Here is a 25,233-nt window from a genome sequence, read left to right as displayed (position 1 = left end):
TGCAAGCAGGGAGACAAGCATTCCAGCCACAACAATTCGGTATTGGGTCACCTCACTAATTAACGGCATTAAATAAATAATTAATGGAATTAAATAACAATTGAATATATGCAATAGAGCCCAGATAAGCCGTATTTTGTGCTTTATCAACGCTGCATCCAGGTGGAAAACGGGCTGCTTTGATAATCAGATCCAGTAGTCCAACGTGATAAATATCCAGTGACACTTGAACGGATGACGAATTAATAACACCACGAACATAAGAGTCCGTGGTGTGAGGATTACTTCCGGGCCGCCATTATTGTTGCTGCATTTCTTCCAGCATGCGTTTTCCGGGCAATTCGGGGATCGAGCTCAGGGGTCAGGCTGTACGTTTCGTACAACTCATGCACCGTTATTTGATCGGGATGCTGACGTAATTCCGCTGCCCCACGTCTGTTAACGCGTGACTGCTGCAGATTCGGATGTGCTACAATAACCATTGTTTTCAAACATTTACTGCTCTTATCCCAAGGACAAGTCAGTATAAGATCGGAAATCATATAAGTTTAGCTGGCTGGCGATCCATTCTTAATTTCTGCCTCTATGGTCTGCTTCATTACCTCAGCTCCGCGGTCTATGCGCGCCTGTACTTCCGCAGCCCGCTCATTGGGCAAAAAGTCAGTAATCCAGACAAGCCGGGTGTGGCTGCTGCTTTCTGCAAAGGCCTGGAACGATGCGTGATGATGCTTAAGCGGCATAGGTCCCTCGACTACCGCATACGCCAGCCGACATGCTTCATCATCCACGGAAACGATAAGCTCGCGTACGACAGCCCCGTTCGCAAAGGTAAGAATTCTGTTGTCGCCATCCAGTTGTGTATCGACGGTGTAGCCAGGCACGAAACGCCGATGCACCGCGCCGACATCACGTACCGCATCCCACACTTGCTCGAGGTTGGCCTCAATCATGATTTCCTTCCGAATTGTCCCCATTTGCTTCACTCTCCTTATAATCATCTTATTTTTGATTGATACACAAGTCAATATAAAACCAAAAAAATTATTGGGGCTTAAATAACGAAACTGCCGATGCCACCACTTGATCCAGAACCTTCTCTAACTGCTCTCTCCGGGCTGCTGCCGGAATCCCTTGTGCTGTCAGCTCCTGCTGCACCTGATCCAGATAACTCATCCCTTGAGATACTGACCCCCAGAACTGCACAGCCATCAGACTGGCGTCACCCTGCTGAATCGCGCCCTGCTCGATACCTTTTTCAATGGCAAGCGTCATCGGATGCATGAAGTTTTTTAGCCACTCGAATGGAGAAACTTCTCCTGGCGTGTACAAATGATGCACATCCAGACTGATACGCATGTAAAACCGTTGAGATGCAGGATTCTCCAAAACCCGTTCGCAAACAATCTGCGCATAGTTCCTGAACAGCTCAAATGTAGAGCCCTCCTGCTCAAAGTAGGTCTTCGTAAACTGCCTGGACTCCTCCATCATGTATTCATACAGCTCGCGGAACAAAGCCTTCTTATTCTTGAAATAATAGTAAACCAGACCATGCGCAAGTCCCGCCTGATCCGCTATATCCCCCATCTCAGACGCCAAGTAGCCTTTATCGACATAAACGCGGATAGCCGCCTGCAAAATTTCTTGTTTACGCTGCTTGCGAATGGCTTCATTCTGCTCTCTGGTACGTGGAGACATGTTATTATCCACCTTTTTTGACTTTGATAGTAGTCAAAATTATAGAGAAGAAGAATCTGTATTGTCAACAGTCTATAATATGTGACTAATCATTATGTCTGGCTGTTGAAAGTATGCCCTGCATTCTGCAGCACCAGTTTCGCCTTTGCCAGGAAATGATCTTTCATCAATATGTAATCCGTGTTATAGGTTGAAATCGCAAAAATGCTTATCTCATTTTCCGCCAATGGACGGGCCAACGAAGATAAGATACCCGTTAATCCGAAATCCAGCACCCCTTCTACCATGATGCATTTCCAATTATGCTCGATATCTGTTGGAGCGTCATGGGGGATATTGGAGGCAGGACATACAATAGAAAGCTCGTCATTTGTGCGTGTTATAGATAACAGTTCGCCGCTGCTTGCCCATGACGGAACCTCTTCTGTCGGAGGCAGTTTCACAATAGATAAAAGAGTGTCCAGTATGGTCAGATTCATATTCCTTCTCCTCCTCATGGCGTAAATTCAAGCTTATTCTATTTCGGATTATACTAGGCCCGACTCCCGGTCCGCAACTCACAATTAAAAAAGAGACTGACCTTATGGCACATGGCCCGGGTCAGTCTCCAGTCACACTGGTCTTATTGGGTTAAGGTGGCGCGAAGCTCCGTCGTCTTCTTGTTCCATGCTTCCGTTTCCGGAATAATATCGTTGATGTCGCGTTCGCCGAAAATAATTTCGTTCAAAATATTGTTCCAGTTGTATTCGCTCCATCCCGGAACGGTAGCGCCTGGCTGGATGACGGCGTTTTTCTGGGCGATTTTCACGGCTTCGATATTCTTATCCTGCCAGATAGGCGCTTGATCGTAATAAGCGGTCAGCTCGGGGTCGGCCACGGATGCGTTTGCTCCCTGATCGATCTTCCACTTCTGCGCTTCCATCGTGAATTGAAAGCTCAGCCATAGGAACGCTTCTTCTTTATGCTTCGAACCGGCAAGCAGCGAGAGCGGCCCGTATATCGAATAACCTGGTTGACTGACTTCGCCGCGCGGGAACGGCAGTACATCCCAGTTGAACTTGGCGTTCTTTTTCAAATCCGGCAGCACCCAGTCTCCGCCGATCGCGAAGCCGGTTTTGCCGTTAATAAATTCCCTCGTTACGTTGCCCGATGCGGTTGCGGCGGCGTCGCTTTGCATCGATCCGTCTTTCGTGACGAACTCCTGGAGCCACTTCACATCATTCATCACGTCAGGCGTAGCCATCACGCTTTGCGTGAAATCCTCGTTCATATATTGCAGATTGGCCGCGTGGCCGTCTGCAATGGCTTTCGTGCTGAGCAGGCGCATCTGGATCTCGGGCTGCGTGGTGACGCCGTATTCGCCCGCGTCAGGATCTGTCAGCTTCTTGGCAATCTCGCGGAAGTCGTCATATGTCCAGTCGTTCGGCGGCATATCCACACCATGCTTGGCGAGCAGATCCTTATTTACCAGGACCCACATCGGCACATCGACCATCGGCACGGCCAGCTTCTTGTTGTTGAACGTCATGGTATCGAAAAAACCCTGGGGCAGCGAAGCTTCCTGAAAAATCGGACTGCTGTCAATATACGGGGTCAGATCCTCAACCAGGCCATTCTGCTCGAATGTAATCAAATCCGCATCGATCTCCGTCACGTCCGCAGGCGTGCCCGCAGCTTCGAGCGCCGCAATGATTTCCATAATCGACTGTCCGTTGACCGGAACCTGCTCGATCGTGATCCACGGATATTTTTTATGGAACAGCTCATACAATTCATTGTAGGTGCCGTCCTTCCAGGAAATGAACTTAATGGTGACGGGATCATGTTCCTCCGCTACGGCCGGCTCGTTATCCGCCCCGGTGGCGCTGTTTGTTTCGCTTGTGCCGCTTGCGTTGTCAGGAGCCGCAGTATTGCCGTTCCCGCCGCTATTCCCCCCGGAGCAAGCCGTTATAATGATGGATAATATCAAGACGATACTGAGTATCCCTGCCGATTTGCGTTTGTTCTTCATTTCTTACTTCCTCCCCAAAATGGTTTCGCTTGCATTCATCTTCAAACGAAAAGTCCAAGCCGGTTGACGGCCCTCATCATTTCATGTTGTTCGGGCATCACTCCCCTCGTTTCGATTCTCCTTGCACACCTTCTATTCCACGATCCCGGTTCGTTCAATACCGGTAACGAACCAGCGCTGCAGAAACATGAAGATAATTATAGGCGGCAAAATGATCAGGAACGCCGCGGCCATTTTGGTACCTTCCGTGACCGGATTATTGGTGCCGTTGGTGTTGCCCAGCAGCGAAGGATTCAGTACGTCCTCCAGATTGTCCAGGCGGATCGACAATGGCGTGAATCCCTTGGCAAGAAACATCGACGGCTCGTAGTACATGTTCCAGTACCAAATGAATGAGAACAGAAACACGACGAGACAAGCGGACCCGGCAAGCGGCAGCATGATGCGGAAGAACAGGCGGAACGTCGACGCCCCGTCCAGCTTCGCGGCTTCCTCAAGACTCAGCGGCTGTGCCCGGAAGAACTGCCGGAAGATCAGGATGAATAGCGCGCCCTTGAGGCCCTGCCCGAAGATCGCCGGAACAAGAAATACGAAGATTGAATTAAGCAGGCCGAGCTTGCTGAAAATGACGTACAGCGGAATGATGATAACCTGCGGCGGAATAAGGAAGGTCAGGATGACAAGCGCCGTAAAAAGTCCCTTGAACGGCACAGCCAGCCGGGCGAGCGCATAGCCGGTCATAGCGCAGATCAATACTTGCGCCAGCGAGCAGGACAGAGCGATCAAGGCTGTGTTTCTCAGCGCTTCCGGATACTGCAGGCCCTCCAGAGCCTTGGTGAGATTCTCCCAGGTCACCTGGCGCGGAATCCATTTGACGGTTGGATCGAGCAAGTCGCTGGTGTTTTTGAACATGGTGCTCACCATATAGAGAAGCGGCTGCAGATACAGATAAGCGACGATGGAAAGCAGGAAGAAGATGATCAGCTTGGCAAGCAGGCCGTCCGACAGATTTCGTCCCATGACCAGCATTTTGACCTTCTGGGTTTTGCGGTTCCAGACCAGCATGCGCGTTTGTTTTCTCGCTTTCTCGATCCACAGTCCGGTATTATTCATAAGTTAGCCCTCCTCGTTTTCATGCTCCGGGCGAACAGCCACAGGACGATCGCGATCAGGACGAAGATGAACCCGAAATAGATCCAGGCCAGCGCGCTGGCATAACCGTAGCCGGTATCGATCTTGAACATGTTGTCCTTGATATGCTTGAGGACCGGATTCAGCGGAAATGTGAACAGGTCGATGATCGTGTACAGGACGTTCAGGCTGATGAACGGCACGCAGGCCGGCAGCGTAATCTTCCAGAAGCTGTCCCAGGGGGATGCTCCGTCGATCCGGACCGCCTCATAAATAGATGGCGAAATGGTCTGAAAGCCTGCGATAAAGATGAGAATTTGCACGCCTGAATACCAGAGGATCAGAAAAACCCGGCTCAGAACGTCCATGACGGTCTTGGCAAACTCGGCGCCGATGTACTGCTGAACGAGCGGCTCCAGGTTGTATTGGTCGAGGAACGGGATTTCTCCCGCCCCTTGCGCGAAGAGCTCGGACAGCACCTGGCCGGTTGCGAAAATAACAGGCAGGAAGAACAGCGCCCGGTAGAGGAACCGCCCGGGAAATTTCTGGTTCAGCAGCACGGAGATCAGCAGCGCGAATATGACGATGATCGGAACCATCAGCAGCGTCTGCTGGAAGTAGGTAATCAGTTCAATCGGAAAGACATTGTCCTTCAGGAAGGCGTCCCGGTAATTTTGCATGCCAAGCCAGTCATATTTGAATCCGCCGGGAACGACGGCGACTTTGTGAAAAGACATGAACAGCGACCAGCCGATCGGAATGGCGACAAACAGGCAGAAGCCGATGATCCACGGAAGCATGAACAGCAATCCCGTACCGTAAAGCTTCGAGTGATAGAGACGCGCATCCCTCTTGCTTGCTTTTACCTCGCTCATGCGCCTCCTCCCTTCTCGACCTCGAACGTTTTGGTTCCGTAATCGACGATAACTTGGGTTCCGTCTTCGTACGTTGTTGCGAACCGGCTCGCGGACAGCTTCTCATGACGGATGATCTTCTGCGCGAACACGCTGGCGAGCGAATCGAATTTGCCGTACTCTTCGACGATCCGGCTCTCCCATTTGGCGAAGCTGCTGCTGTAGAGAAAATCAGCATCCGTGTTCTTCAGCTTGCGGGAATCGTCATGCGTGATGAAGAACGAGGGAACGGCCCCGTATTCGATCGCCTTCAGAAACTCCGTCTCCGCATCGTCCCGCAGATTGCCCTCCTCGAACGAGTACGGCACATAGCCGTGCAGCACGATCGGGTAGAACGGGACGGTCTCGTCGATCATGAAATCATAGCTGGAATCATAGGGGAAATAATCGATATAATCCGTTTGTCCGATCGTATACGCATTGCCCCGTGTGACGCCGGCCGAGCCGAGCGTCTTTCTGGTATAAGCCAGAAGACCGTCATATACGTTCTTCGTGAACTCTCGCGTCAAGATCCCCGAAGGCTCATAATCGTTGAACACGATCTCGCCAAGCCCGTTGTAATGAATGCCGGATACACCGATTTTCTTCAGCTTGTCGATCGTACTCACGGCATTTGCGACGGTCAGAACCGGCTTGCCCAAGTACCAGCCTTCATCAATGAATGCGGTACCGTCGATGGCCCGAACGGCATAGTTCTTGCCAGATGTCGATGAGTGCTCGTCATACCAGACGAAGTCGTCCTGGAAGAAGACGTCGGTTCCCTCCCCCTTCATCTTCGACACGAACGCCTGAGCGGCGGACTCTCCGCCAAGCGCCGGTTCAACCGGAAAGCGCTTCTCCATGTTATAGTCGCCCTGGTTCTGCCAGCCGTAGAAAATGACTTTGGAATTCGCAACTCCCTTGCTGCGCAGGCTGTCGACGATATCCGCCGCCTGGGGGAAAGTAGTCGCAGCCACATACTGCACCTGGCTGAAGGCGATCTGATAATTGCCGCCCATGATCTTCAAATACAGCGGAATGTGATCGACCGGCTTCAGCGTTTCCTTCAATCGGCCGGTTTCTGTCAGATAGTCGCGGTATGCGTTGGCCATGCCGGTGTAATCGGCATCCTCCCCGCCCAGAAACCGGTATTCCAATTCGCGGTCCCGGTTGAGCAGCTGCTTCTGGACCGCTTTGGCCGGAGCGGCGAGCCGGCTCATCTGATACAGATATTCCTCGCGGTAGATCTGGCTGGAATAGATGTTGAAGAAGGACGATTTCAATCCGGGCGCCATGGCGGCTATATTGGCCGAATCGTCTCCTCCGGTCAGGACGGCGAGGAACGCGTGATCGCCCTTTTTCAGGCCGAATACCGGATAAGCAATATCTTCCCGCCGCTCCCCGGCCCGGGTCCAATTGGCCGTATTCGTAATTTCCGATCCATAAACCTCATGAATATAGCCTCTGGAGATATCCGCATGGGCGGTATCGAAACGGATGAGCCCTCCGGGGCCGTCGGGTACGAACAGATAGCCATCCTCATTCACCGCCGCCGCGCCAAAATATGGGAGCAGGTCGAGGGAGAAGACGGCGTACTCCCCGTCCTCCCGAATGCCGTCCGCCGGTACGCGCACTTTTAACCCTTTGTCCGACAATTCGTATTGAATGGCGAATCCAAGCTGCTTCTCCGGAAATGAGTAAGCGATTTGAAGTCCGGCACCGGTTCTGGTCATCACGGCTTGCGTGCCGGGACTATCTCCATTGAGCACTTCCCTGATCGTCTGATCCACCCCGCTTGTCTTGACATATGTCAGAATGAATGTCGATTTCAGATTGGAGAGCAGCTGGCCTTTGACGGTTTCCTTGGTCAACTGCTGCCCGGTGGGATTGCTGGTCCACCGATAGCCGGTCCGGTTGTCGACCACGGCGATTTGCGTATTGTCAGGACGGACATACAGCTCATATTTGTCATTCTCCATTGCCAGTGCGTATCCGTCTGCCCCCGCTGCCGGCTTCCACGCTTCTCCGTCGTACAGCGGCGCATGAACCGGCTCCGGCACGTCGATACCCGCGTCTGCAAATGTCTCCTCCGGGGACGGCCCTCCGCCGCGGGCCGGAATGACGATCAGCAGCAGCACAGCGGCAGCAAGCACGATCACGGATATCAGCTTTACCCGAAGGGATTGCCGCTTGATAACGTTATTGATAGAAACTCACCTCTTTGTAGAGCTGATAGAAGAAATCGTACAGGTTGAAGGACAGACCGAACACGATGAAGCCGAACAGCCAGATCGTGCCGATCGTGAATACGGTGACAGCCGTATTTTTGAGCGTCTCCAGAAAATCGAAATTATGAATCACCTGGGTCATGACGATGAACATCACCCCAAGCCACAGCACCATCGCGGAGTTCAGGGAGCCGATAATTACTTTCTCATCCAGCGTAACGATATTGGACAGAATCACGATTGGAATGGAGAAGAACAAGTAAGGCGCGAGCGCATAAGTGCTGCCTTGAATGACCTCCCTGAACCTCCCTTCGCCGTCCTTGACGCTGCATACGAGATAATTGGCGATGATCCAGGTCAGCCATGGAAGCACGAACAGGCCCAGCTCATTCCGCAGGTTGATCTCCATCAGATCGACGGGATGGAACAGGAAGCCGGTCCCATAGATCGTCGCCAGCTTGACCCCGAATACCGCGACCAGAAGGAGGATGATAATCCACGGCGCGACACGCGCCTCCTTCAGTCGGTAGAAGCCCTGATAGGGATGAATCATGACATAACCGAAGTTCCGCAGATCGGCAAGCGGCCTGCTCCATGCTGGTGGAAGCGGATGTCTGCGCAGGAGCCTGCGGATTCCCTTCATACCGAAATGGATCAACAGTCCTAGCCCGACCAGGCATAGGAACAGGACAACGAAGTGTGCCTGAAGCCATTCCAGCCGAATTTGCCAGAACGCTTTGGAATAACCGTCCGTATCGAATGCCGTCTTCATGAACTTCAGCGCTTCGCCGTCATTATTCTCATGCAGGTAAACCTTGCCGAGCCCCTGGAACGTGCCGTTGTACATGTCATTGCGGGCGTAAACCCGGTCCCAGTAAGGCTTGCTCTCTTCATATTTGCCATCCGTGTAGAGCACGAGCGCCTGGAGGACGTCGCTGCCGAATTCGGTACGGACGTATTTGTGCACGGTCTTGGTCAGGCTGTCGGATATCCAAATTCCATTATGCGAATCGACGCCGATGCCTGTCGGATAACCGAGGACGCCGTACTGCTGCGTCTCCTTGTCGACGAGCCCGAACGCAAACAGCGCATTGCCGCTGCGGTCGTACAGATTGATTCGCTCCGAATCCAGATCGACATTGTACAGAAACCCGTCCTTGTCGACCGCCATATCCACAATGCCGTGGCCGTTCTCCAGTGTTTTGTTCTTGAAGGCGTCCACGCCCCCGGCATTCAGCTTGCGGATCGCTCCCTGGCCGAAGCCGGCCGCTGTTGACGTATAGATGAAGCCATCGTCATCCAGCGAAATATTCGTAATTGGTCGGGGCAGGCTGGCCGTCTCCTTCGCCAGCTGCTCCTTGTTGAGAATCAGCTTCTTCAGCCAGTTAAGCAGCGTCTGCTGCGCCTTGTTGGCGCCGAAATAGCCCATGAACTCTCCATCGCCGTTCAGACGGACGAGACCTTGATAGGAGGAATTCAGCGCGATGTACATCACGCCGCGGCGGTCGACGACGAGCTTGTTCGGCACAAAGTGCTCGGAGCCCAGCAGAGCCGAATCCGGCTTCTTGTATTCGCGTTCGAACGCGCCGTCCGAATCGAACACCGCAATTCGCTGATTGCCGGCATCCGCCACATAAACAAGGCCTTCCGGGGTGACGAATACACCCTCGGGCGAGCTGAGCTGCCCGATTCCTTCCTTATCTCCAATCGTCCTCTCCAGCGAACCGTCATTGTTCAGCACGATGACCTGGCCCAGCTCCTTGTCGGCCACATACACCTTATCGTCCGCTGCCACATGCAGATCGACTGGCTCTCCGAAGCGGGCGGAATAGGCATCGGCCGGCGTATAAATCGGCTGAATCCGGAACCACGAGGACTGGTTGCTGTCGAAATAGCTGGTTATATAGGGAAGCCGGGCATACATGGTATCAGGCACGGCAAGCAAGGCCGTCGCTGCCACAAGCAGGCAAGCAATCCATTTCTTCATCGCTTCAGACTTCCTTTGCTGATGAAATTACTTGATTCCGGAATGAACCATCGTCTCCAGCACTCTCCGCTGGAAGAGCAGGAATATGAGCAGGTTCGGAATAAACATAAGCAGACCGGCAGCGGCGGCCATATTTTGACCGGCCACATTGTTCTGGAGTCCGCTGAGCAGGCTGTTGACATAGAAAGCCAGCGTCCTCATCGACTCTTTTTGCATGAACAAGGTCGATGTCTCCACATCTCCCCACACGCCCTGGAACGTGAAGATCGAGATGGTGGCGATGGCGGGCACGCAGAGCGGCAGCACGATACGGATGAAAATGCCGAAGTGGCTGGCCCCGTCAATCTTGGCTGCCTCCACCAGATCGTTCGGAATCTGCGAGACGAAACCGACCAGCATGAACACCGCGACCGGCGAAGCCAGAGCAGGCAGAACATGCCCGAAATACGTGTTGTTCAGCCCGATTCCATTGATGATGAGATATCGCGGAATCGCTACCGTCTCCGGCGCGAACATCAGCGACAGCGTAATGAGCGCCATGATCAGATGTTTAAAATGAAATTGGTATTTGGCGAGCACATAAGCCGCCATCGTGCTGACGATGATAACGCTGATCAGCGTCAATGCCGCCACGACCATACTATTGAACAGATAACGGGTAAACGGAACCGTCGCATTCGATGCGTGAAGAAACAGCGATTCGAAATTGCGAAACGTCGGATTCTGCACGAAAAAGCGCGGAGGAAACAGAAAAAGCTCATTCTGCGGCTTGAAGGCATGGTTCAGGATGAAAATGATCGGCAGCGACATAAAGGCCGCAAGCGCGGTAAAGACGGTGACAAGAGTGATCTGAAACGGCGACGTTCTGCGGAGTCTTCGAATCATCGTTTTATAGTTCCTCCTTCGATCCGAACAGCCGGTAAGCGAATCTCATGGCAAAATAGCTGACGATCAGCAGCATGACCGAAATAGACGAAGCATAGCCAAGCTGGAATCGAATGAATGCGTAATCGTCAATATGGTTGATGATGAGATGTCCCGCGTACTGGGGGGTGATCGCCATTCCCGTCAGCTGCGTGGAGATGCTGCCCGCTTTGAGCGTCGAGACGATCGTCATGACGGCGCTGAACAGCAGCTGCGGCTTCATGGAAGGAATGGTGATATAGAACACCTCCTGAAGCCGGTTCGAGATGCCATCGATGCGGCCGGCTTCGTACAGCTCGCGGTTTACCGTCTGCAGCCCGGCCAGCATCGCGAGAAAGCCGACGCTGAAGCTAACCCATAAGGAGACGACGATCATGATAATCATCAGGTACTTGGGATCCTGAAGCCAGACGATCGGAGCTTCGATCCACCCCATTCCAAGCAAAAACTGGTTGACGTAACCGACGCGGTCGCCGCTGAAGGCGGCAATCCACACGACCGACAATGCCACGGCTCCGGCCATCGAAGGCGCGTAGAAGGCCAGCGTGTAGTAGTCCCTGATTTTGATCGGCAGCTGATGGATCAGCCAGGCGAACAGAAAGGCCAGCACATAACCGCCAGGACCGACGATTAGGGCAAACAAGAAGGTGTTCGGCAGCGCTTTGGTCAGGAATATAATGTCCTGCGTAACCAGCCCGATGTAATTGTCGAAGCCGATGAAATGCAGCGATCCGAAGCCGTCATATGAAGTGAAGCCGAGCGTCGCAGCCATCGCCACCGGAATAACGATGAACACGAGGAAGCAGATCAGGAACGGTGCAAGGAACAGGTAGCAAAAGGCGTCGCGCCGGATGTCCATCCAGAAACGGTTCAAATTCAGCTTAATCGCCGAGGACCGCTGTGCCTTCATGCCGGGAGAAAGCTCTGTCTTCATGAGTCCGGTTCCTCCCATTCGTAAGGTTCGTGGATTTGCGGGACCTGCAGGTCCCTTCCTTTTATGCCGAAATCCTTCTGCCTGCTGTCCATTTCGCGCTGCAGCGACAGCTGCGCCTGCTCCAGGGACTCCACGGCGGGCATGCCGTCAAATACCGTGCGGTTCCAGGCGAATTCCATCTCCCTGCCAAGGAAGTAGTACCCCGGAACATTGGGCATATTCTTGGCCCAGCGGGCTTGCTCCCGCAGCGCTTTCAAATCTTCGCCGGGCCAGTTCAGCGATTGCATCGCTTCTACATTCGCCGTGTTCCACCGGAATTCGAGGCCGTAGAACGATTCAATGTCATTCGCGTACCGGGCCTGCACCTCGCCCGAAGTCCACCACTTCAGAAATTCCCAGGCTGCGTCCTTCTGCCCGCTCTTCTTCATGATCATGGCGGCAGACAGCCCTTGCGGCGACCATCTGGCAACCTTGCCATCCGCTTGTCTGATGCCCGGGAGGGGAGCTATTTTCCAATGGCCTGTAATCTCCGGAGCGGCTACGAGCAGCTGCACATACGTATTAAAATCCGATACTCCGATCGGAATGTCCCCATCGCGGAAATGCTGGAAGAAGGCCGGAATGTCGATCGGTAAATTGTATTTCGTGAACAGTTCCGTCCACATTTTGAATGCCTTCTGGCCGTCATCGCTCATCAAATCGGTCCTAAGCCCGTTCGCAGCGTAGGGCTCGGCGCCGTTCTCGAAGAAGAGCGTCGAGAAATCGCCTTTCGGAAAATTCATCGTCATTCCGTTCTCCTGCAGCGTCGGCAGGATATCGAAGACATCATCCCACGTATCCGGAACCTTCAGGTGCAGATTCTCCAGGATGTCCGAGCGGTAGAACAGGATCTGGAAGTTCTGGACCTCGGGAACCCCGTACGTTCCGCCGTTGTACGTGAGCGCGCGGCTGACTCCGGGGATGAACCGCTTGTTCACCTCTTCAAACCCCGGATACTTCGACAAGTCCTCCACCGCATCCCGCATCGCATAGTCGGCCGGTGTCGCTTCGCCGATTCCCAAGGCGACGTCCGGCACGTCACCGGCGGCATTTCCCAGAATGAGCATGTTCGGATTTGGCATCAGATTGATATTGACCTGAATGCCCGTCTTCGGCGTGAAATCCTGGTTCACCATCTCCTGCAGCAGATCGACGTAATCGCGTCCCCGCTGCACCCATACTGTCAATGCCCCGTCTTCATTGCTGCTGCTCAGATCGTAATCCATGTAGAAGGAACGGGCGAAATCCGTGAGGGTGTAAGGAATTCTCGACAGTGTTGTAGGCACCTTCAGTCCGGTTCTGGTATCCGGCGTGCGCAGGACAAGATAATCAAGCAGCAGCGGCTGCTGGGTCAGCGTGGACATCCAATTGCCGATATTGCTCTGGATGGTCGCGAAATCGTTGATCTTGTTCGGGATTTCGTTCACGTCCGCCAGCATCTTGTCCAGAAGGTCAACCGAGTCTTTGATCGCTTCCGACAAGTCGGAATTTCTGCCGTTCAAGCCATTGATATATTCGCGGATATCGGATAACCGCTGGATGAACGCTTGTATTTTCGCGGCTGCAGCAGGGTCGAATTTGACCATATCCCAGGTGCGTGTGGAATCCATATTGGCATCGAATGCCGATTTGCTGTAGTTGCCGGTAATGAGCCGGATATGCTGGTCGAAAGCCGCAATCTGCGACAGCGTGTCCTTCAGAGCCAATGTAATCGGCTGCAGCTCCGACGAATCCGCGATCATCCGGATCGTATGGGTTCCTTGTTCAAGATAAAACCGGAAAGGCTTGCCTTGCGAGTCTGCGAGCGTTGTAATTGCGAATTCCTTCGTGAAGTCGAGGCCGAAGTGAAGCATTTCCTTGAATGGCGTCCTGCCGTCGATCTCGATCGTACGATAAGCCTTGAAGCCGGGACGATAATTTTGAACATTTTTCAAATCAATCTCATAATAGCCGTCAGCCGGCACTGTCATCTCCCATTCGACCCACTCGCCAGGCACACGCCATCTCTGCCCGCCGAGCACATTGTAGGTGATCCGGCCTTTCGGATCCGGCGAAATATAAGGCTCTGACCAATGATCCGTCTGGATCGTCAAGCCGGATTTCCGTTCGAACTGCTCCGCTTCGGTCAAGCCGTACCAGTTCTCCTGTGCGGCGGGGACCGGATGCGCCATTTCGTATTCCGCATAGGACGGTAGCGGCGTCTGAGCCTGGAACGTGATTGCGCGCAGCGCAATCGGTTCCCTCTCGCCAACCAGTCTCAAGGTATGTTCCCCCTGCTCGAGCCGGTACAGGAGGGGTCTTGAGGATGCGGTATAAACCGACACGGCTTTGTTTGTCCATCCGATCAATTCAGTCTGCTGCGGGCGGATCTGCATGCCGGCCTCATTGCGGTCGTAAGGATACTTGGCGTCCTTCCAGTTTCTCTCCAGCTCGATGTGCTCCGATTCGAGAAAAGGAAAGCGTCCGTCGATCTGTACTCCGCGGACTGCGGATGTGTTGCCTCCGGCAAGCGGTTTGTAATCCAGATGAAGCTCGTACCATCCTGCCGTTGGGGCGTTGAACCTCCACTCCACCCAGCCTTCCGCACCGTTCCAATTCAGTATGGCTCCATCCGGCCCGTTCTCCGCTGCGAGCTTCGTTTCCGCAGCTGCAAGGGTATAAGCTGCCGGATCGATCATAATCGGCTGCAAGTCCAATGCTTCGGCGGGATGATTCATCATCTCCTTGACATAAGGCAGCTCCGCGCCGGAATCCTTGAAAGCCATCAATTGGGAAGCGCTTACATTCGAAGCGTAGCTGACCGATTTCTTGCCCGAGAACCAGTGATACCCGCCGAATGCGATTGCCGCAACCAACAGCAGCCGGATGGCGATCCGGGTAAATCCCGGGATGCGGAAGATGCGTAAACCTCCGGACTGCCTCATTCCTCATCTCCTCCGGCCGCGAGGGAAATACCCGTATTTTCGTCGAAGAAGTGCACCTTGTTCATGTTAAAGCCGACAAGGAGCTTATCGCCCGGCCTGTATATGATCTCGGGGTCCGTGCGTGCAATGATCCTGGTTTCCCCGATCAAAGCATACACATAGGAATCGGCGCCTGTCGCTTCCATCATCTGCACGGTGGCAGGTACGAAGTCCCTGTCCTCTACCCCATTCCCGTCACCGGAAAGCTCAGCCTTCAGGAAGGCATTCTCCGGACGCACTCCGAGCACGACATTCTGCCCGGACCTCAGCCTGCCCCCGAATTGGGCATTAAACGTATCGGGGAGCAGCAGCTTCATCCGTTTGTTGGAGAAATAGAGCCCTCCCTCTTCGCGCAGCATCGTGCCGTCAATGAAGTTCATTTGCGGCGATCCGATGAAGCCGGCGACGAACAGGTTGGCCGGTTCGCTGTATAGCTGCCTGGGCGGTGCAACCTGCTGGATAATCCCATCCTTCATGACGACGATCCGCGTTCCCATCGTCATCGCCTCCACCTGGTCGTGGGTGACATAGACCATCGTCCGCTTGAGGTCGCTCTGCAGCTTGATGATTTCAGCGCGCGTCTGGGCTCTGAGCTTGGCGTCCAGATTGGAGAGCGGCTCGTCCATCAGGAATACCTGCGGCTCTCGGGCGATCGCGCGGCCCAGCGCAACCCGCTGCTTTTGGCCGCCGGACAGTTGGCTTGGCTTGCGCTCCAGCAGATGCGATATCTCCAAAATTTTGGCCACACGGTTTACCCGCAGCTCAATTTCGTATTTCGCCGTTTTGCGCAGCTTCAGTCCAAGCGCGATATTCTCGAATACTGTCAGATTGGGATACAAAGCGTAATTCTGAAACACCATCGCGATATCCCTGTCCTTGGGAGAAACGTAATTAACGTATTTCCCGTCGATGTACAGCTCCCCGCTGCTGATTTCCTCGAGGCCTGCCAGCATGCGGAGCGTCGTCGATTTGCCGCAGCCTGAAGGCCCGACCAGCACGAGGAACTCTCCTTCCTCGATGGACAGATGAAAATCGTTGACGGCCGGGCGGGATTCGCCTTTGTATCGCTTGAATACATGATGAAATGCAATACTGCCCACTTAAATTCACCTCTCTCCTATACTATTCTGCGGCTTGCCTGCATTCATGTTACCGTAACGGCGCGCAGACAAGAATGAGTGAAACTTGGCTTTTGCAGTCTGAAATTGTCCTCTTCTTTAGAAGATCTATCTGCATGAAGAAGCTTGCTGCGCCTTCCTTTGGCCGCTCAGGCATGTTTCTTCCTGAGAGTATAAGCAAAAATTGGACTGAATTTAGTATTTTCTTAATACGGCAAAAAACCGTCCGGATCGGACGGTATGGAAGCGAGGACAAGGCTGAGCATGAAAGAAGGTTCTCGCATTTAAGCAATTGGTTCCCATCTGGAGGTATAATTGTTTAAATGAAAAAGGACAAACCCATTACAGAATCGGTTTGTCCTTCTTTATTTCCATTTTCAGTTTACACATCTCCATCCAATACCCTTTACGACATGCAGCAGCCCTTGAAATTACTTGCCCTCGCTGCTGTCAGGTTAATAGACCGTTCTATTGAAGCAGAAATTCTAATTGATAATCTCTTGGATCGTTCTCATAAAATTTCTTAATTATTTCTGCCGACTCTTTACAGCCGAGCGCAAAATAAAACGCAACGGTTTCCTCGGCAGAACCAGCACAAATAAATAATTTATCTGCTTGCCACTCTCTCGCTATTTCTGCAACGATCAAGAATAGCTTCTTACCAATTCCCTTATTTCTATGCTCTAATGAAATAAATAATTGGTCCAATAAAACGTATTTAACATGTTCACCAATGAACTCACGATTTATTGCTGCGAAACCTATTAATTTGCCGCTTTCATCAAAAGCACCTATGGCAGCGCCTTCACTTAAAATAGTAGCTCTCAAGCGGTTGAAATGATGATCGTACCCATCAGCCCAGCCGGAATCCTGATAATTGATCTCGACTAACTGGCGTGTTCCATTCACTTCTCTCCACGCTTTTTTTATATATTGTGATGGATTCATATCATTGATTCGTTCACACTCTTCGATCACTAATTTCCTATACGTTACATTCAACATATTGTCCTCCAAGGGCTAGTTCTCTCCTATGACCTGATTAGCGTTCCTAACCTCTCTCCTGACACTCACAAACGTGTTCATTCCTTGTTATCCAGATAAAATCCCTTCACGAGCTCGTCCATCACCCGATTCGTACGGGCCGCCGAACCCCCGGTGCTGGCGCAAACGCCCAATCCGAGCAAATCGTTAACCAACGTTTGAATAAGCGGCTGCTGGATGTGCTGCGGGGAATCGAACGGAAACTCCTCTGTTCCGCTTGCCGTGTCGAGCCGAATCGGCTCATGGCCGAATGTGGAGAAGCTCAGTCTGCCCTTCGAGCCGACAATCTCATTACGATCCTCCCGTGCAAAAGCGGAAAAACACCAGGTGCCCGACCCGTGCACGCCGTTCTCAAACCGGTATGTACCGGTGACGATATCCTCGATACCGGCAAACTTCCCCTGCTGGTTGGATGCAATCCCCTTCGCTTCTGCGATGGGACCCAGCAGAAAATCAAGGATATCAAGCGTATGACTGGCCAAATCGAAAAAAAGCCCGCCGCCCGAAAGCTCCGGCTGCAGCCGCCATGGAAGCTCGCCGCCTTCCGTTTGCGGAGCGGGCTGGTATTGCACCGTTGCCGCATAACGAACGTCGCCGATCGCGCCTGCTTCCAGCAGCTCCTTGACTTTAAGGAAGCGCGGCAGCGCCCGCCGGTAAAAAGCCACATAAAGCGGCACCTGCGCCTCTTGGCAAGCCGCAATCATCGCACTGCACTCGCTGGCGTTCAGCGCCATCGGCTTCTCCACATAAACCGCCTTGCCCGCCTTCGCCGCCGCGAGCGTATACTCCAGATGCGAGCCGGGAGGTGTCGCGATATACACCGCATCGACCTCCGGATCGTCGATTAACTCCTGCGCATCCGTATACCAGCGAGGCACGCCATGCCTTCGGGCGTAGTCTTCCGCGAGCCCGGCATTTCGCCGCATGACAGCGACGAGCTCCGAACCTCCGGCTTTCTGGAAGCCAGGACCGCTCTTGATTTCTGTCACATTGCCGCATCCAATAATGCCAAAGCGTATCGTTTTCATGATGGCTGACACTCCTCGTTTCAAATTAAAATCGCTGCTCTATATTGTACCACGGTTAAAAGATTAAGCGCATACATATCCGGTTTCCTCCCATACTGTTAATAGGGCCAGAAACAGACCTCTTTTTCCATAATGTTATAAAGGTAATAGCAATCTATTTTTGCTATGCTTATAACTTGGAGGAGATGAATGTGAAGAGATTGGCCGTTACTATTCTGGCACTTATTATTGCCTTTTCTTGGAATGTGCGGGCTGAAGCCGCCCATGCAGTCTTTACTGATATAAATAAGAGTTTCGCAAAAAACGATATCCTGTCCCTTTACAATAAACAAGTCATTAACGGAACAGGCGCCGGATTATTTGAGCCCTCCAAAACGGTCACCCGGGCGGAGTTCGTAAAGATGCTCGCAGGCGTATTAGGCTTGGAGCAAGTACATAATTCGATCCCCGGCTTCGATGACGTCAAGAAATCGGCCTGGTTCTACGGATGGGTGTTTGCTGCGAATAATCTAGGCCTCATTATTGGAAAGAGTGAAAAAAAGTTTGCTCCAAATGAAACAATAACAAGAGAAGAAGCGGCAGTTATTCTTGCAAGGGCAACCAGGCAGGCTCCCGTTTCACAAACAAATCCGTTCCTGGATGAAGCGTCCATATCGCCTTGGGCAGCCGAATCAGTGAACGAAATCATCCATGCAGGCATTATGGGGGGCGACGGTCAATACTTCCACCCGGGGCAAAGCTTGACCCGTGAAGAAGCCGCGGCCATTTTGAACCGGATTTCGGACAAGCTCCGAACGATCCCGCAAACATCTGCGCCTATTCAGATAGGATGGCAGTACATGGACAGTACGGCGGAATTTAAACAGCATGTTATGGAAAGTACAATCAACGTTATTTCTCCAAGATGGTTTTTTATGGGAAAAGATGGCGCTTTGACCGTTTCCATTGAACCGGAGCTTGTGGAATGGGCGCATGCGAAGCAGAAAAAGGTGTGGGCTCTTGTAGGGAACCGTTCGAATGCCGAGGTCCTCCATTTATTTTTAACCGTCTATAAAAATTCAGTTATTACGCAGCTTGTCAATTACGCATCACAGTATAAATTGGACGGATTCAACCTTGATTTCGAAAACGTGGACCCGGACGACCGGGATTTGTTGACCGCATTCGTCAAAGACCTGGGAACCCGCCTCCATTCGGCCGGGAAAGTGATATCCATCGACGTGCCGCCGGATTCAAATACGGACTGGAGCCAGCCCTTTGATTATGCGGCATTAAGCGCAAGCGCTGATTACCTGGTTCTTATGGATTATGAAGAGCATTGGGCAGGTTCGAGCGTGATGGGCTCGGTTGCCTCTCTCCCCTGGTTTATTCAAGGTGTGAAGCAGATCAACAAAGAAATTTCATCTCCTTCCAAATTAATTGTCGGCATGCCATTATTCACGAGAGATTGGCGTATCGAGGCAGGAAAGGTTCTATCGGAGGATATCGAGCTTCCTGATCAGGAGCAGCTGCTCCCCATCTTCTCATCGCTGAAATGGGATCCATCAGTAGGACAATATACAGCGGTATACACGAATAATCATGTCATCCATAACATATGGCTCGAAGACAGCCGTTCTTTAACCTTGAAATATGTCCAGTCCTTGAATGAAAAAGCCGCCGGTTTCGCCTATTGGTATATCGGAGGTGCGACTGCGGACATTTGGGCAGCACTTCGGAACGCAAATCGCTTGAGCAAACTGCGGTTCGTATCATAACGAGACGAAGAAAAAAGCCTCCCGGTCAAATGGGAGGCCTGCGCTTGAATTGTCATCTCTTGATAACGAGGACGGTGGAATAGGAATTCGAATTCGAATCAGACTCTTCTTCGCCACTATCCGCCAGGCAGCCGCCAGGGCTGCATATTCCATGATAGGTTCTCACTCTGCTCGCATCCACCGTATCAATCAGCCTTCCGCAATATTGGCAAACAATACTTCCCAAGTTGATTTGACCAGGCTTTGACAGCATAACCGAAACCCTCCCTAAGTTTTGTCCGGACAACTTCCCTGCGCTTTGCAAGCGGATTATGCCGATTACATTTCCGTTTCCTTTTTTTAACCTCCCAATAAGTCATATATAATACATATTATATAATTATATAATACACAATAAAAGATTTTTTAGTTAAATATTGATCTTATTTATAAATGTAGAACATCATATATTTTATTGTGCTTATGAGCATAATAGAACTGCAGGCTGGGGGTGTCGATTAACTTTTAATTTCTCCTCAGCGCATAGGGATTGTCTCCATGCCAAGAGACCGGTTTCGCATAATCGTCACAGAGGTAATACATCAGCAGATGCCGCTTTTAAAGAAAGTGTCTGTTTTATGATCAAAATTTGAACATTTTTTGAACGCAAACGCTTTATTGGTGTTATAATAAGAAGAAAGCATACTTGCAAACTAACTAAATTGGGGAAGTGAATTAATATGTCGACAAAAACGGCAGTTGCTGAACGGCAGACAGCACGGGAAGGAAAATCTTTGTTCTTCGCGATGCATGTCGCCTCTTGGGTAGCCCTTTGCGTAGGTGTTGTCTTATGTCTGATTGATATCGGTCATTTCAGCGACAATAACATGCTGCTGATGATGGGTATCGGGTTTCTGGTGGGTAGCGTCTTCACGTACACGATCGGTACAGCCATGAACCTTGTTCACAAACGGAAATCCGAGGCGGAGAATGATTTGTAGATCAGAACGCACCTTTACTGGCTGCTTCCTTCAATGGGAGCAGCCTTTTTCCATTTATTTCGGGACCTGTCTGGAAAATCATGATTTTCACGCCGCCGGGTGCAGGGGTCCTTTTCGTACGGGTGGATTAAGGGTAAATTTTACATAAGTCTGAATTGCGTCGAAATGTTGAACGATTTATTACGGAAATTCGACGGTCTGATGACGCCTTTGTTAACAAGCGATACGCAGGAAAGAGAACATGTTATTATTTTCACAAGGGTTCAATTTTGTGATAATTATCCTGCCTGGGGGGAATCCTCGCTGATAGGATGGGTAAGATGGGAATGTAGGGAGATGAGAAAAAGATGAACGTAGCGAAAGGTATTCGGCATCTTGCCGTGGTCGGCCTGTTGACCGTAAGCACGGTCATGGCTTCCGGCTGTACCAACATGGTCGTATTCGACCCGAAAGGCCCGATTGGCGAACAGCAGCGGGATTTGATCTACTTCGCAATGCTGCTCTGCCTCGTCATCGCGGTTCCGGTAATCGCAATTACAGCGTGGATCGTATGGCGTTACAGGGATAGGCCCGAGAGAAAAGCGTCCTATCAGCCAAGATGGGAGCACAGTACGAAGCTGGAGATTATCTGGTGGGGAATTCCGATTCTCGCAATCGCCCTGCTGGCGGTAGTGACCAGCATCTATACGCACAGGCTGGATCCCGCCAAGCCGCTGAAGTCGGATGTTGCGCCCATTACGGTGCAGGTTACCTCGCTGGACTGGAAATGGCTGTTCCAGTATCCGGAGCAGGGCATCGCGACCGTTAATACATTGGTTATTCCCGAAGATACGCCCGTCAAGTTCGAGCTGACGTCCGATGGACCGATGAACTCATTCTGGGTGCCGCAGCTTGGCGGGATGATCTATACCATGTCCGGCATGCAGACGACGCTGCATTTGCAGGCGGATGAGCCAGGCGAATATCTTGGGACAGGCGCGAATTTCACCGGACGCGAGTTTGCCAAGATGGCCTTCACGACCAAGGCCGTTAAACGCAGCGATTTTGATGTCTGGGTGACGGACGTCAAGGCAAAAGGCGGCGCGCTGACGGACGATTCGTACCAACAGCTGGTTAAGCCGGGTACCTCCCCTATTCTTACGTATGCCTCCGTTTCCGACGGTCTGTTCCAGCGCATCGTACATAACTACTCGATGTCGCGCGGCGCAGAGGGCGGTCTTGGCCGCAAGGCGACGACGCTCAGCGAGCTGCATACGGAAGAGGACGAAGGCGGCCAGCTGGCGCCCGATCTGAACCCGCAGCCGGGAACGAACGACGGCATGGAAGACATGGATATGGATATGAATATGGAGCACGAAGACGCCGATGCCGCAGGTACGGGTCATAACCACTAGAAAAGGGAGGCATCCACGCATATGTTCGAACAAATCAAAGACTTTCTGTCCTGGTTTTTCGTGACGGGCGATCCGCTTATATACGGAGCGGACGTCGCGATCGCCATGACGACCATCGCCATCGTGTTCGCATTAACGGTCTTTAAGAAATGGGGCTGGCTGTGGACTGAATGGCTCACTACCGTCGACCACAAGAAGGTCGGCATCATGTATATCATCGCCTCCCTGCTGATGCTGTTCCGCGGCGGCGTCGACGCGCTGATGATGCGGACGCAGCTCGCCTTTCCGGACATGAAATTCCTGACGCCGGAGCATTATAATCAGGTATTTACAACGCATGGCGTCATTATGATTCTTTTCATGGCAATGCCCCTTATGTTCGGTTTGTTCAACATTGCAGTGCCGCTGCAGATCGGAGCGCGCGACGTCGCCTTCCCGTTCCTGAACTCGCTCAGCTTCTGGCTGTTCTTCATCGGCGCAATGCTGTTCAATATGTCATTTATCATCGGAGGCTCGCCGGACGCAGGCTGGCTGTCGTATCCACCGCTGTCGGAGATAACGGGAAGCCCCGGCGTCGGCCAGGACTTCTATATCTGGGGTATCCAGATTTCCGGTATCGGGTCGCTGATGACAGGCATCAACTTTGTCGTCACGATTATCAAAATGCGCGCTCCCGGCATGACCTGGTCGAAGGTGCCGATGTTTACGTGGTCCGTGCTAACGAGCAGCATCACGATCATCTTTGCCTTCCCGATTCTGACCATTACGCTGGCGCTGCTGTTTCTTGACCGCTTCCTCGGCGCCCACTTCTTCACCATGGACGGCGGCGGCAACGCCATGATGTATGTCAATCTGATCTGGATGTGGGGACATCCGGAGGTTTATATCGTTGTCCTCCCGGCCTTCGGCATATTCTCGGAGATTGTCTCGACATTTTCCAAAAAGCGGCTGTTCGGCTATAAATCAATGGTATTCGCCATGATGAGCATCAGCCTGCTGTCATTCTTCACATGGCTTCATCATTTCTTCACGATGGGCTCCGGCGCGAACGTCAATACGTTCTTCGCCATCTCGACTATGATTATCGCGATTCCTACAGGTGTAAAAATCTTCAACTGGCTGTTTACGATGTACCGCGGCCGTCTCAGCTTCTCGACGCCGATGCTATGGACAATCGCCTTCATACCGTGCTTCGTCATCGGCGGAATGACCGGGGTGCTCTTGTCAGTCGCTCCGGCGGACTTTCAATTCCATAACAGCTACTTCCTGATCGCCCATTTCCATCAGGTGCTGATCGGCGGCGTCGCCTTCGGCTACTTCGCGGGCCTGTATTACTGGTGGCCAAAAATGTTCGGCTTCAAGCTGAACGAGAAGCTTGGCAAATGGGCCTTCTGGATCTGGAATATCGGCTTCTACGTCTGCTTCATCCCGCAATACTTCGTCGGTCTGGACGGCATGACGCGGCGCGTCAGCTCCTATGGCTGGGATACCGGCTGGTGGGGACTCAACTTCACATCGACAATCGGCGGCTTCCTGATGGGACTTGGCTTCCTGTTCCAGGTGTGGCAGATTGCCCACAGCATCAAATTCATGGAGAAGGATACGACGGGCGATCCGTGGAACGGCCGCACGCTGGAATGGTCGATTCCTTCACCGGCGCCACTCTACAACTTCGCGGTGATCCCGGTCGTCACGGACCGCGAGCCCTGGTGGGAAGAGAAGGAGCGTCTGGCTGCCGGTCATGCGCCTCTTCCCAAGCCGCCGCTTGAGCCAATCCATTATCCCAAGAACTCGGCGATTCCGTTCATCCAGGCCGCCTGTTGGTTTCTTGTCGGCTTCGGCCTCGTGTTTCATTGGCTATGGATCGCTATCCCGGGCTTCATCGGCGTCGTAGCGACGATGCTGGCACACTCGTTCAACTACAACACCGAGTATAATATTCCGGTGGACGAAATCAAACGCACAGAAGCTGCGGCTAGGAGGTCTTCCTGATGGCACACGCCGGCAATCATACTCAAGCACAGGTCCACTCGCATGCGGACGGCCATGACGGACATGTCAATCAGGAGGAGCTTCGCCAGTTTGGCTTCTGGATCTTCCTGATCACCGACTGCGTTCTGTTCGCTACGCTGTTTGCAACATATGTGGTGCTGCACGGCAATCACGCGGGTGGTCCCGGTCCGAAGGAAATATTCGAAATGCCAGGCATTATCGCCGAAACGTTTATCCTGCTGACCAGCAGCTTCACCAGCGGTCTGGCGGTGCTCGCAATGAACGCCGGCAGCCGCAAAGGTCTGATCGGCTGGCTGATCGTCACCGTGCTGCTTGGCGCAACTTTTATCGGACTTGAAGTGACCGAGTTTCTGAAGCTCATTCATGAAGGCCATACAATCAGCTCGAGCGCATTCTTCTCCAGCTTCTTCGTACTGGTCGGCACGCACGGCATTCATGTTACAGTCGGCATCGTCTGGATTACAGGCATCATGATTCAGCTCGCCCGCTACGGCATCACACCCGTGACGCGGCGCAAGGTGAACATTACGAGCCTGTACTGGCATTTTCTCGATGTCGTCTGGATATTCGTCTTCACGATCGTTTATCTGATGGGGGTGATGTGACATGGCACAGCACAGCGGAGGCGCACACGACGCGCATGGCAGTCACGGACACGAAGGCGGTCATGGCTCGCTGAAGTCCTATACGATCGGCTTCCTCCTCTCCATCGTTCTGACGATCATCCCGCTCATGGTCGTGCTGAACGGATGGCTTGAAGGCACATCGGCACGGGTTCTGCTGATCGGAACAGCCATCCTGCAGTTTGCGGTCCAGCTCCTCTTCTTCATGCATCTGCGCGATGAGAAAGGGCCGCGCTACAACCTGATGACCCTGATCTTCGGCCTCGTCATTGTCATTACGATCGTTGCCGGTTCGGTCTGGATTATGACTAACAATAAAATGTATTGATCTATGGCATGCAAATCCTCCCTGTACACGTTCTGGTCAAGCCCCAAATTTGTAGACAATGAAAAAAGCCCTAGGCTATGAGCTGGCGTCGGTACTCAACCGGCGTCAGTTTGTTTAATTTTAATTGAATCCGTTCTTCGTTA

Annotated in this window: 22 protein-coding genes; 6 read left to right on the top strand and 16 right to left on the bottom strand. The window is 52.4% G+C overall.

The annotated features are described in order from the left end of the window. Positions 1–281: 281 nt before the first annotated feature. The 15 genes from AC0YOA_RS21585 to AC0YOA_RS21515 all read right to left on the bottom strand — a co-directional run bounded on the left by AC0YOA_RS21585 (position 282) and on the right by AC0YOA_RS21515 (position 17,995). Positions 282–482 (bottom strand): hypothetical protein, encoded by a 201-nt coding sequence (locus AC0YOA_RS21585; RefSeq protein WP_475788685.1) that lies wholly within the window; start codon positions 480–482, stop codon positions 282–284. 66 nt (positions 483–548) lie between these two features. Next, positions 549–974, bottom strand: a complete 426-nt coding sequence (locus tag AC0YOA_RS21580; protein WP_475788360.1) for an SRPBCC family protein — start codon at positions 972–974, stop codon at positions 549–551. Positions 975–1,041: 67 nt separating this feature from the next. Beyond that, entirely contained in the window at positions 1,042–1,695 is a 654-nt protein-coding gene (locus tag AC0YOA_RS21575; RefSeq protein WP_475788359.1) for a TetR/AcrR family transcriptional regulator, read from the bottom strand. A gap of 92 nt (positions 1,696–1,787) precedes the next feature. Then, on the bottom strand, positions 1,788–2,174 hold the full coding sequence (locus AC0YOA_RS21570) for an ACT domain-containing protein (protein ID WP_475788358.1): 387 nt from the start codon (positions 2,172–2,174) through the stop codon (positions 1,788–1,790). Positions 2,175–2,317: 143 nt separating this feature from the next. Beyond that, entirely contained in the window at positions 2,318–3,706 is a 1,389-nt protein-coding gene (locus tag AC0YOA_RS21565; protein ID WP_475788357.1) for an ABC transporter substrate-binding protein, read from the bottom strand. A gap of 132 nt (positions 3,707–3,838) precedes the next feature. After that, entirely contained in the window at positions 3,839–4,819 is a 981-nt protein-coding gene (locus AC0YOA_RS21560) for a carbohydrate ABC transporter permease (RefSeq protein ID WP_210040156.1), read from the bottom strand. Then, entirely contained in the window at positions 4,816–5,712 is an 897-nt protein-coding gene (locus AC0YOA_RS21555) for a carbohydrate ABC transporter permease (protein WP_210040157.1), read from the bottom strand. The genes AC0YOA_RS21560 and AC0YOA_RS21555 overlap by 4 nt, the downstream gene beginning before the upstream one ends. Further along, a complete protein-coding gene (locus AC0YOA_RS21550; RefSeq protein WP_475788356.1) occupies positions 5,709–7,889 on the bottom strand; it encodes a DUF5696 domain-containing protein in 2,181 nt (726 codons plus the stop codon). The genes AC0YOA_RS21555 and AC0YOA_RS21550 overlap by 4 nt, the downstream gene beginning before the upstream one ends. 40 nt (positions 7,890–7,929) lie before the next feature. Beyond that, positions 7,930–9,945: a YIP1 family protein gene (locus AC0YOA_RS21545; RefSeq protein WP_475788355.1), complete on the bottom strand. Its 2,016-nt coding sequence runs from the start codon at positions 9,943–9,945 to the stop codon at positions 7,930–7,932. 27 nt (positions 9,946–9,972) lie between these two features. After that, the gene (locus AC0YOA_RS21540; RefSeq protein WP_475788354.1) at positions 9,973–10,830 is read right to left on the bottom strand and encodes a carbohydrate ABC transporter permease; all 858 of its coding nucleotides are present in this window, start codon (positions 10,828–10,830) and stop codon (positions 9,973–9,975) included. A 4-nt stretch (positions 10,831–10,834) separates the two neighbouring features. Further along, a complete protein-coding gene (locus tag AC0YOA_RS21535; protein ID WP_475788353.1) occupies positions 10,835–11,803 on the bottom strand; it encodes a carbohydrate ABC transporter permease in 969 nt (322 codons plus the stop codon). Then, positions 11,800–14,766, bottom strand: a complete 2,967-nt coding sequence (locus AC0YOA_RS21530) for an extracellular solute-binding protein (RefSeq protein WP_475788352.1) — start codon at positions 14,764–14,766, stop codon at positions 11,800–11,802. Before AC0YOA_RS21530 ends, AC0YOA_RS21535 begins: the two co-directional genes overlap by 4 nt. Beyond that, the gene (locus AC0YOA_RS21525; RefSeq protein ID WP_475788351.1) at positions 14,763–15,905 is read right to left on the bottom strand and encodes an ABC transporter ATP-binding protein; all 1,143 of its coding nucleotides are present in this window, start codon (positions 15,903–15,905) and stop codon (positions 14,763–14,765) included. Before AC0YOA_RS21525 ends, AC0YOA_RS21530 begins: the two co-directional genes overlap by 4 nt. A 486-nt stretch (positions 15,906–16,391) precedes the next feature. Beyond that, positions 16,392–16,928: a GNAT family N-acetyltransferase gene (locus AC0YOA_RS21520; protein ID WP_475788350.1), complete on the bottom strand. Its 537-nt coding sequence runs from the start codon at positions 16,926–16,928 to the stop codon at positions 16,392–16,394. Positions 16,929–17,005: 77 nt separating this feature from the next. Further along, positions 17,006–17,995: a Gfo/Idh/MocA family protein gene (locus AC0YOA_RS21515; RefSeq protein ID WP_475788349.1), complete on the bottom strand. Its 990-nt coding sequence runs from the start codon at positions 17,993–17,995 to the stop codon at positions 17,006–17,008. A 191-nt stretch (positions 17,996–18,186) separates the two neighbouring features. Between AC0YOA_RS21515 and AC0YOA_RS21510 the strand changes: the two genes are divergently transcribed. Then, positions 18,187–19,752: an S-layer homology domain-containing protein gene (locus tag AC0YOA_RS21510; RefSeq protein WP_475788348.1), complete on the top strand. Its 1,566-nt coding sequence runs from the start codon at positions 18,187–18,189 to the stop codon at positions 19,750–19,752. A 52-nt stretch (positions 19,753–19,804) separates the two neighbouring features. Here AC0YOA_RS21510 and AC0YOA_RS21505 read toward each other — a convergent pair whose 3' ends face one another. Continuing rightward, the gene (locus AC0YOA_RS21505) at positions 19,805–20,005 is read right to left on the bottom strand and encodes a hypothetical protein (protein ID WP_475788347.1); all 201 of its coding nucleotides are present in this window, start codon (positions 20,003–20,005) and stop codon (positions 19,805–19,807) included. Positions 20,006–20,471: 466 nt separating this feature from the next. Here AC0YOA_RS21505 and AC0YOA_RS21500 point away from each other — a divergent pair, with 466 nt between their 5' ends. From AC0YOA_RS21500 to cyoD, 5 genes are all read left to right on the top strand, one after another. Continuing rightward, on the top strand, positions 20,472–20,732 hold the full coding sequence (locus tag AC0YOA_RS21500; RefSeq protein WP_210040174.1) for a hypothetical protein: 261 nt from the start codon (positions 20,472–20,474) through the stop codon (positions 20,730–20,732). A 347-nt stretch (positions 20,733–21,079) separates the two neighbouring features. Further along, complete coding sequence (gene cyoA, locus AC0YOA_RS21495; RefSeq protein ID WP_475788346.1) at positions 21,080–22,126, top strand: ubiquinol oxidase subunit II; 1,047 nt, start codon at positions 21,080–21,082, stop codon at positions 22,124–22,126. A gap of 21 nt (positions 22,127–22,147) precedes the next feature. Then, positions 22,148–24,118, top strand: coding sequence for a cbb3-type cytochrome c oxidase subunit I (locus AC0YOA_RS21490; protein WP_210040176.1), 1,971 nt, complete (start codon positions 22,148–22,150; stop codon positions 24,116–24,118). Next, positions 24,118–24,744 (top strand): cytochrome o ubiquinol oxidase subunit III, encoded by a 627-nt coding sequence (gene cyoC / locus AC0YOA_RS21485; RefSeq protein WP_210040177.1) that lies wholly within the window; start codon positions 24,118–24,120, stop codon positions 24,742–24,744. Before AC0YOA_RS21490 ends, cyoC begins: the two co-directional genes overlap by 1 nt. A 1-nt stretch (position 24,745) precedes the next feature. Further along, positions 24,746–25,090, top strand: a complete 345-nt coding sequence (gene cyoD, locus AC0YOA_RS21480; protein WP_210040178.1) for a cytochrome o ubiquinol oxidase subunit IV — start codon at positions 24,746–24,748, stop codon at positions 25,088–25,090. Positions 25,091–25,233: the final 143 nt, after the last annotated feature.

The organism is Paenibacillus sp. JT22N12 (genome assembly GCF_056269365.1).
The sequence above is the reverse complement of the archived record's forward strand: the minus strand, read 5'-3'. Positions and strand labels throughout refer to the sequence as shown.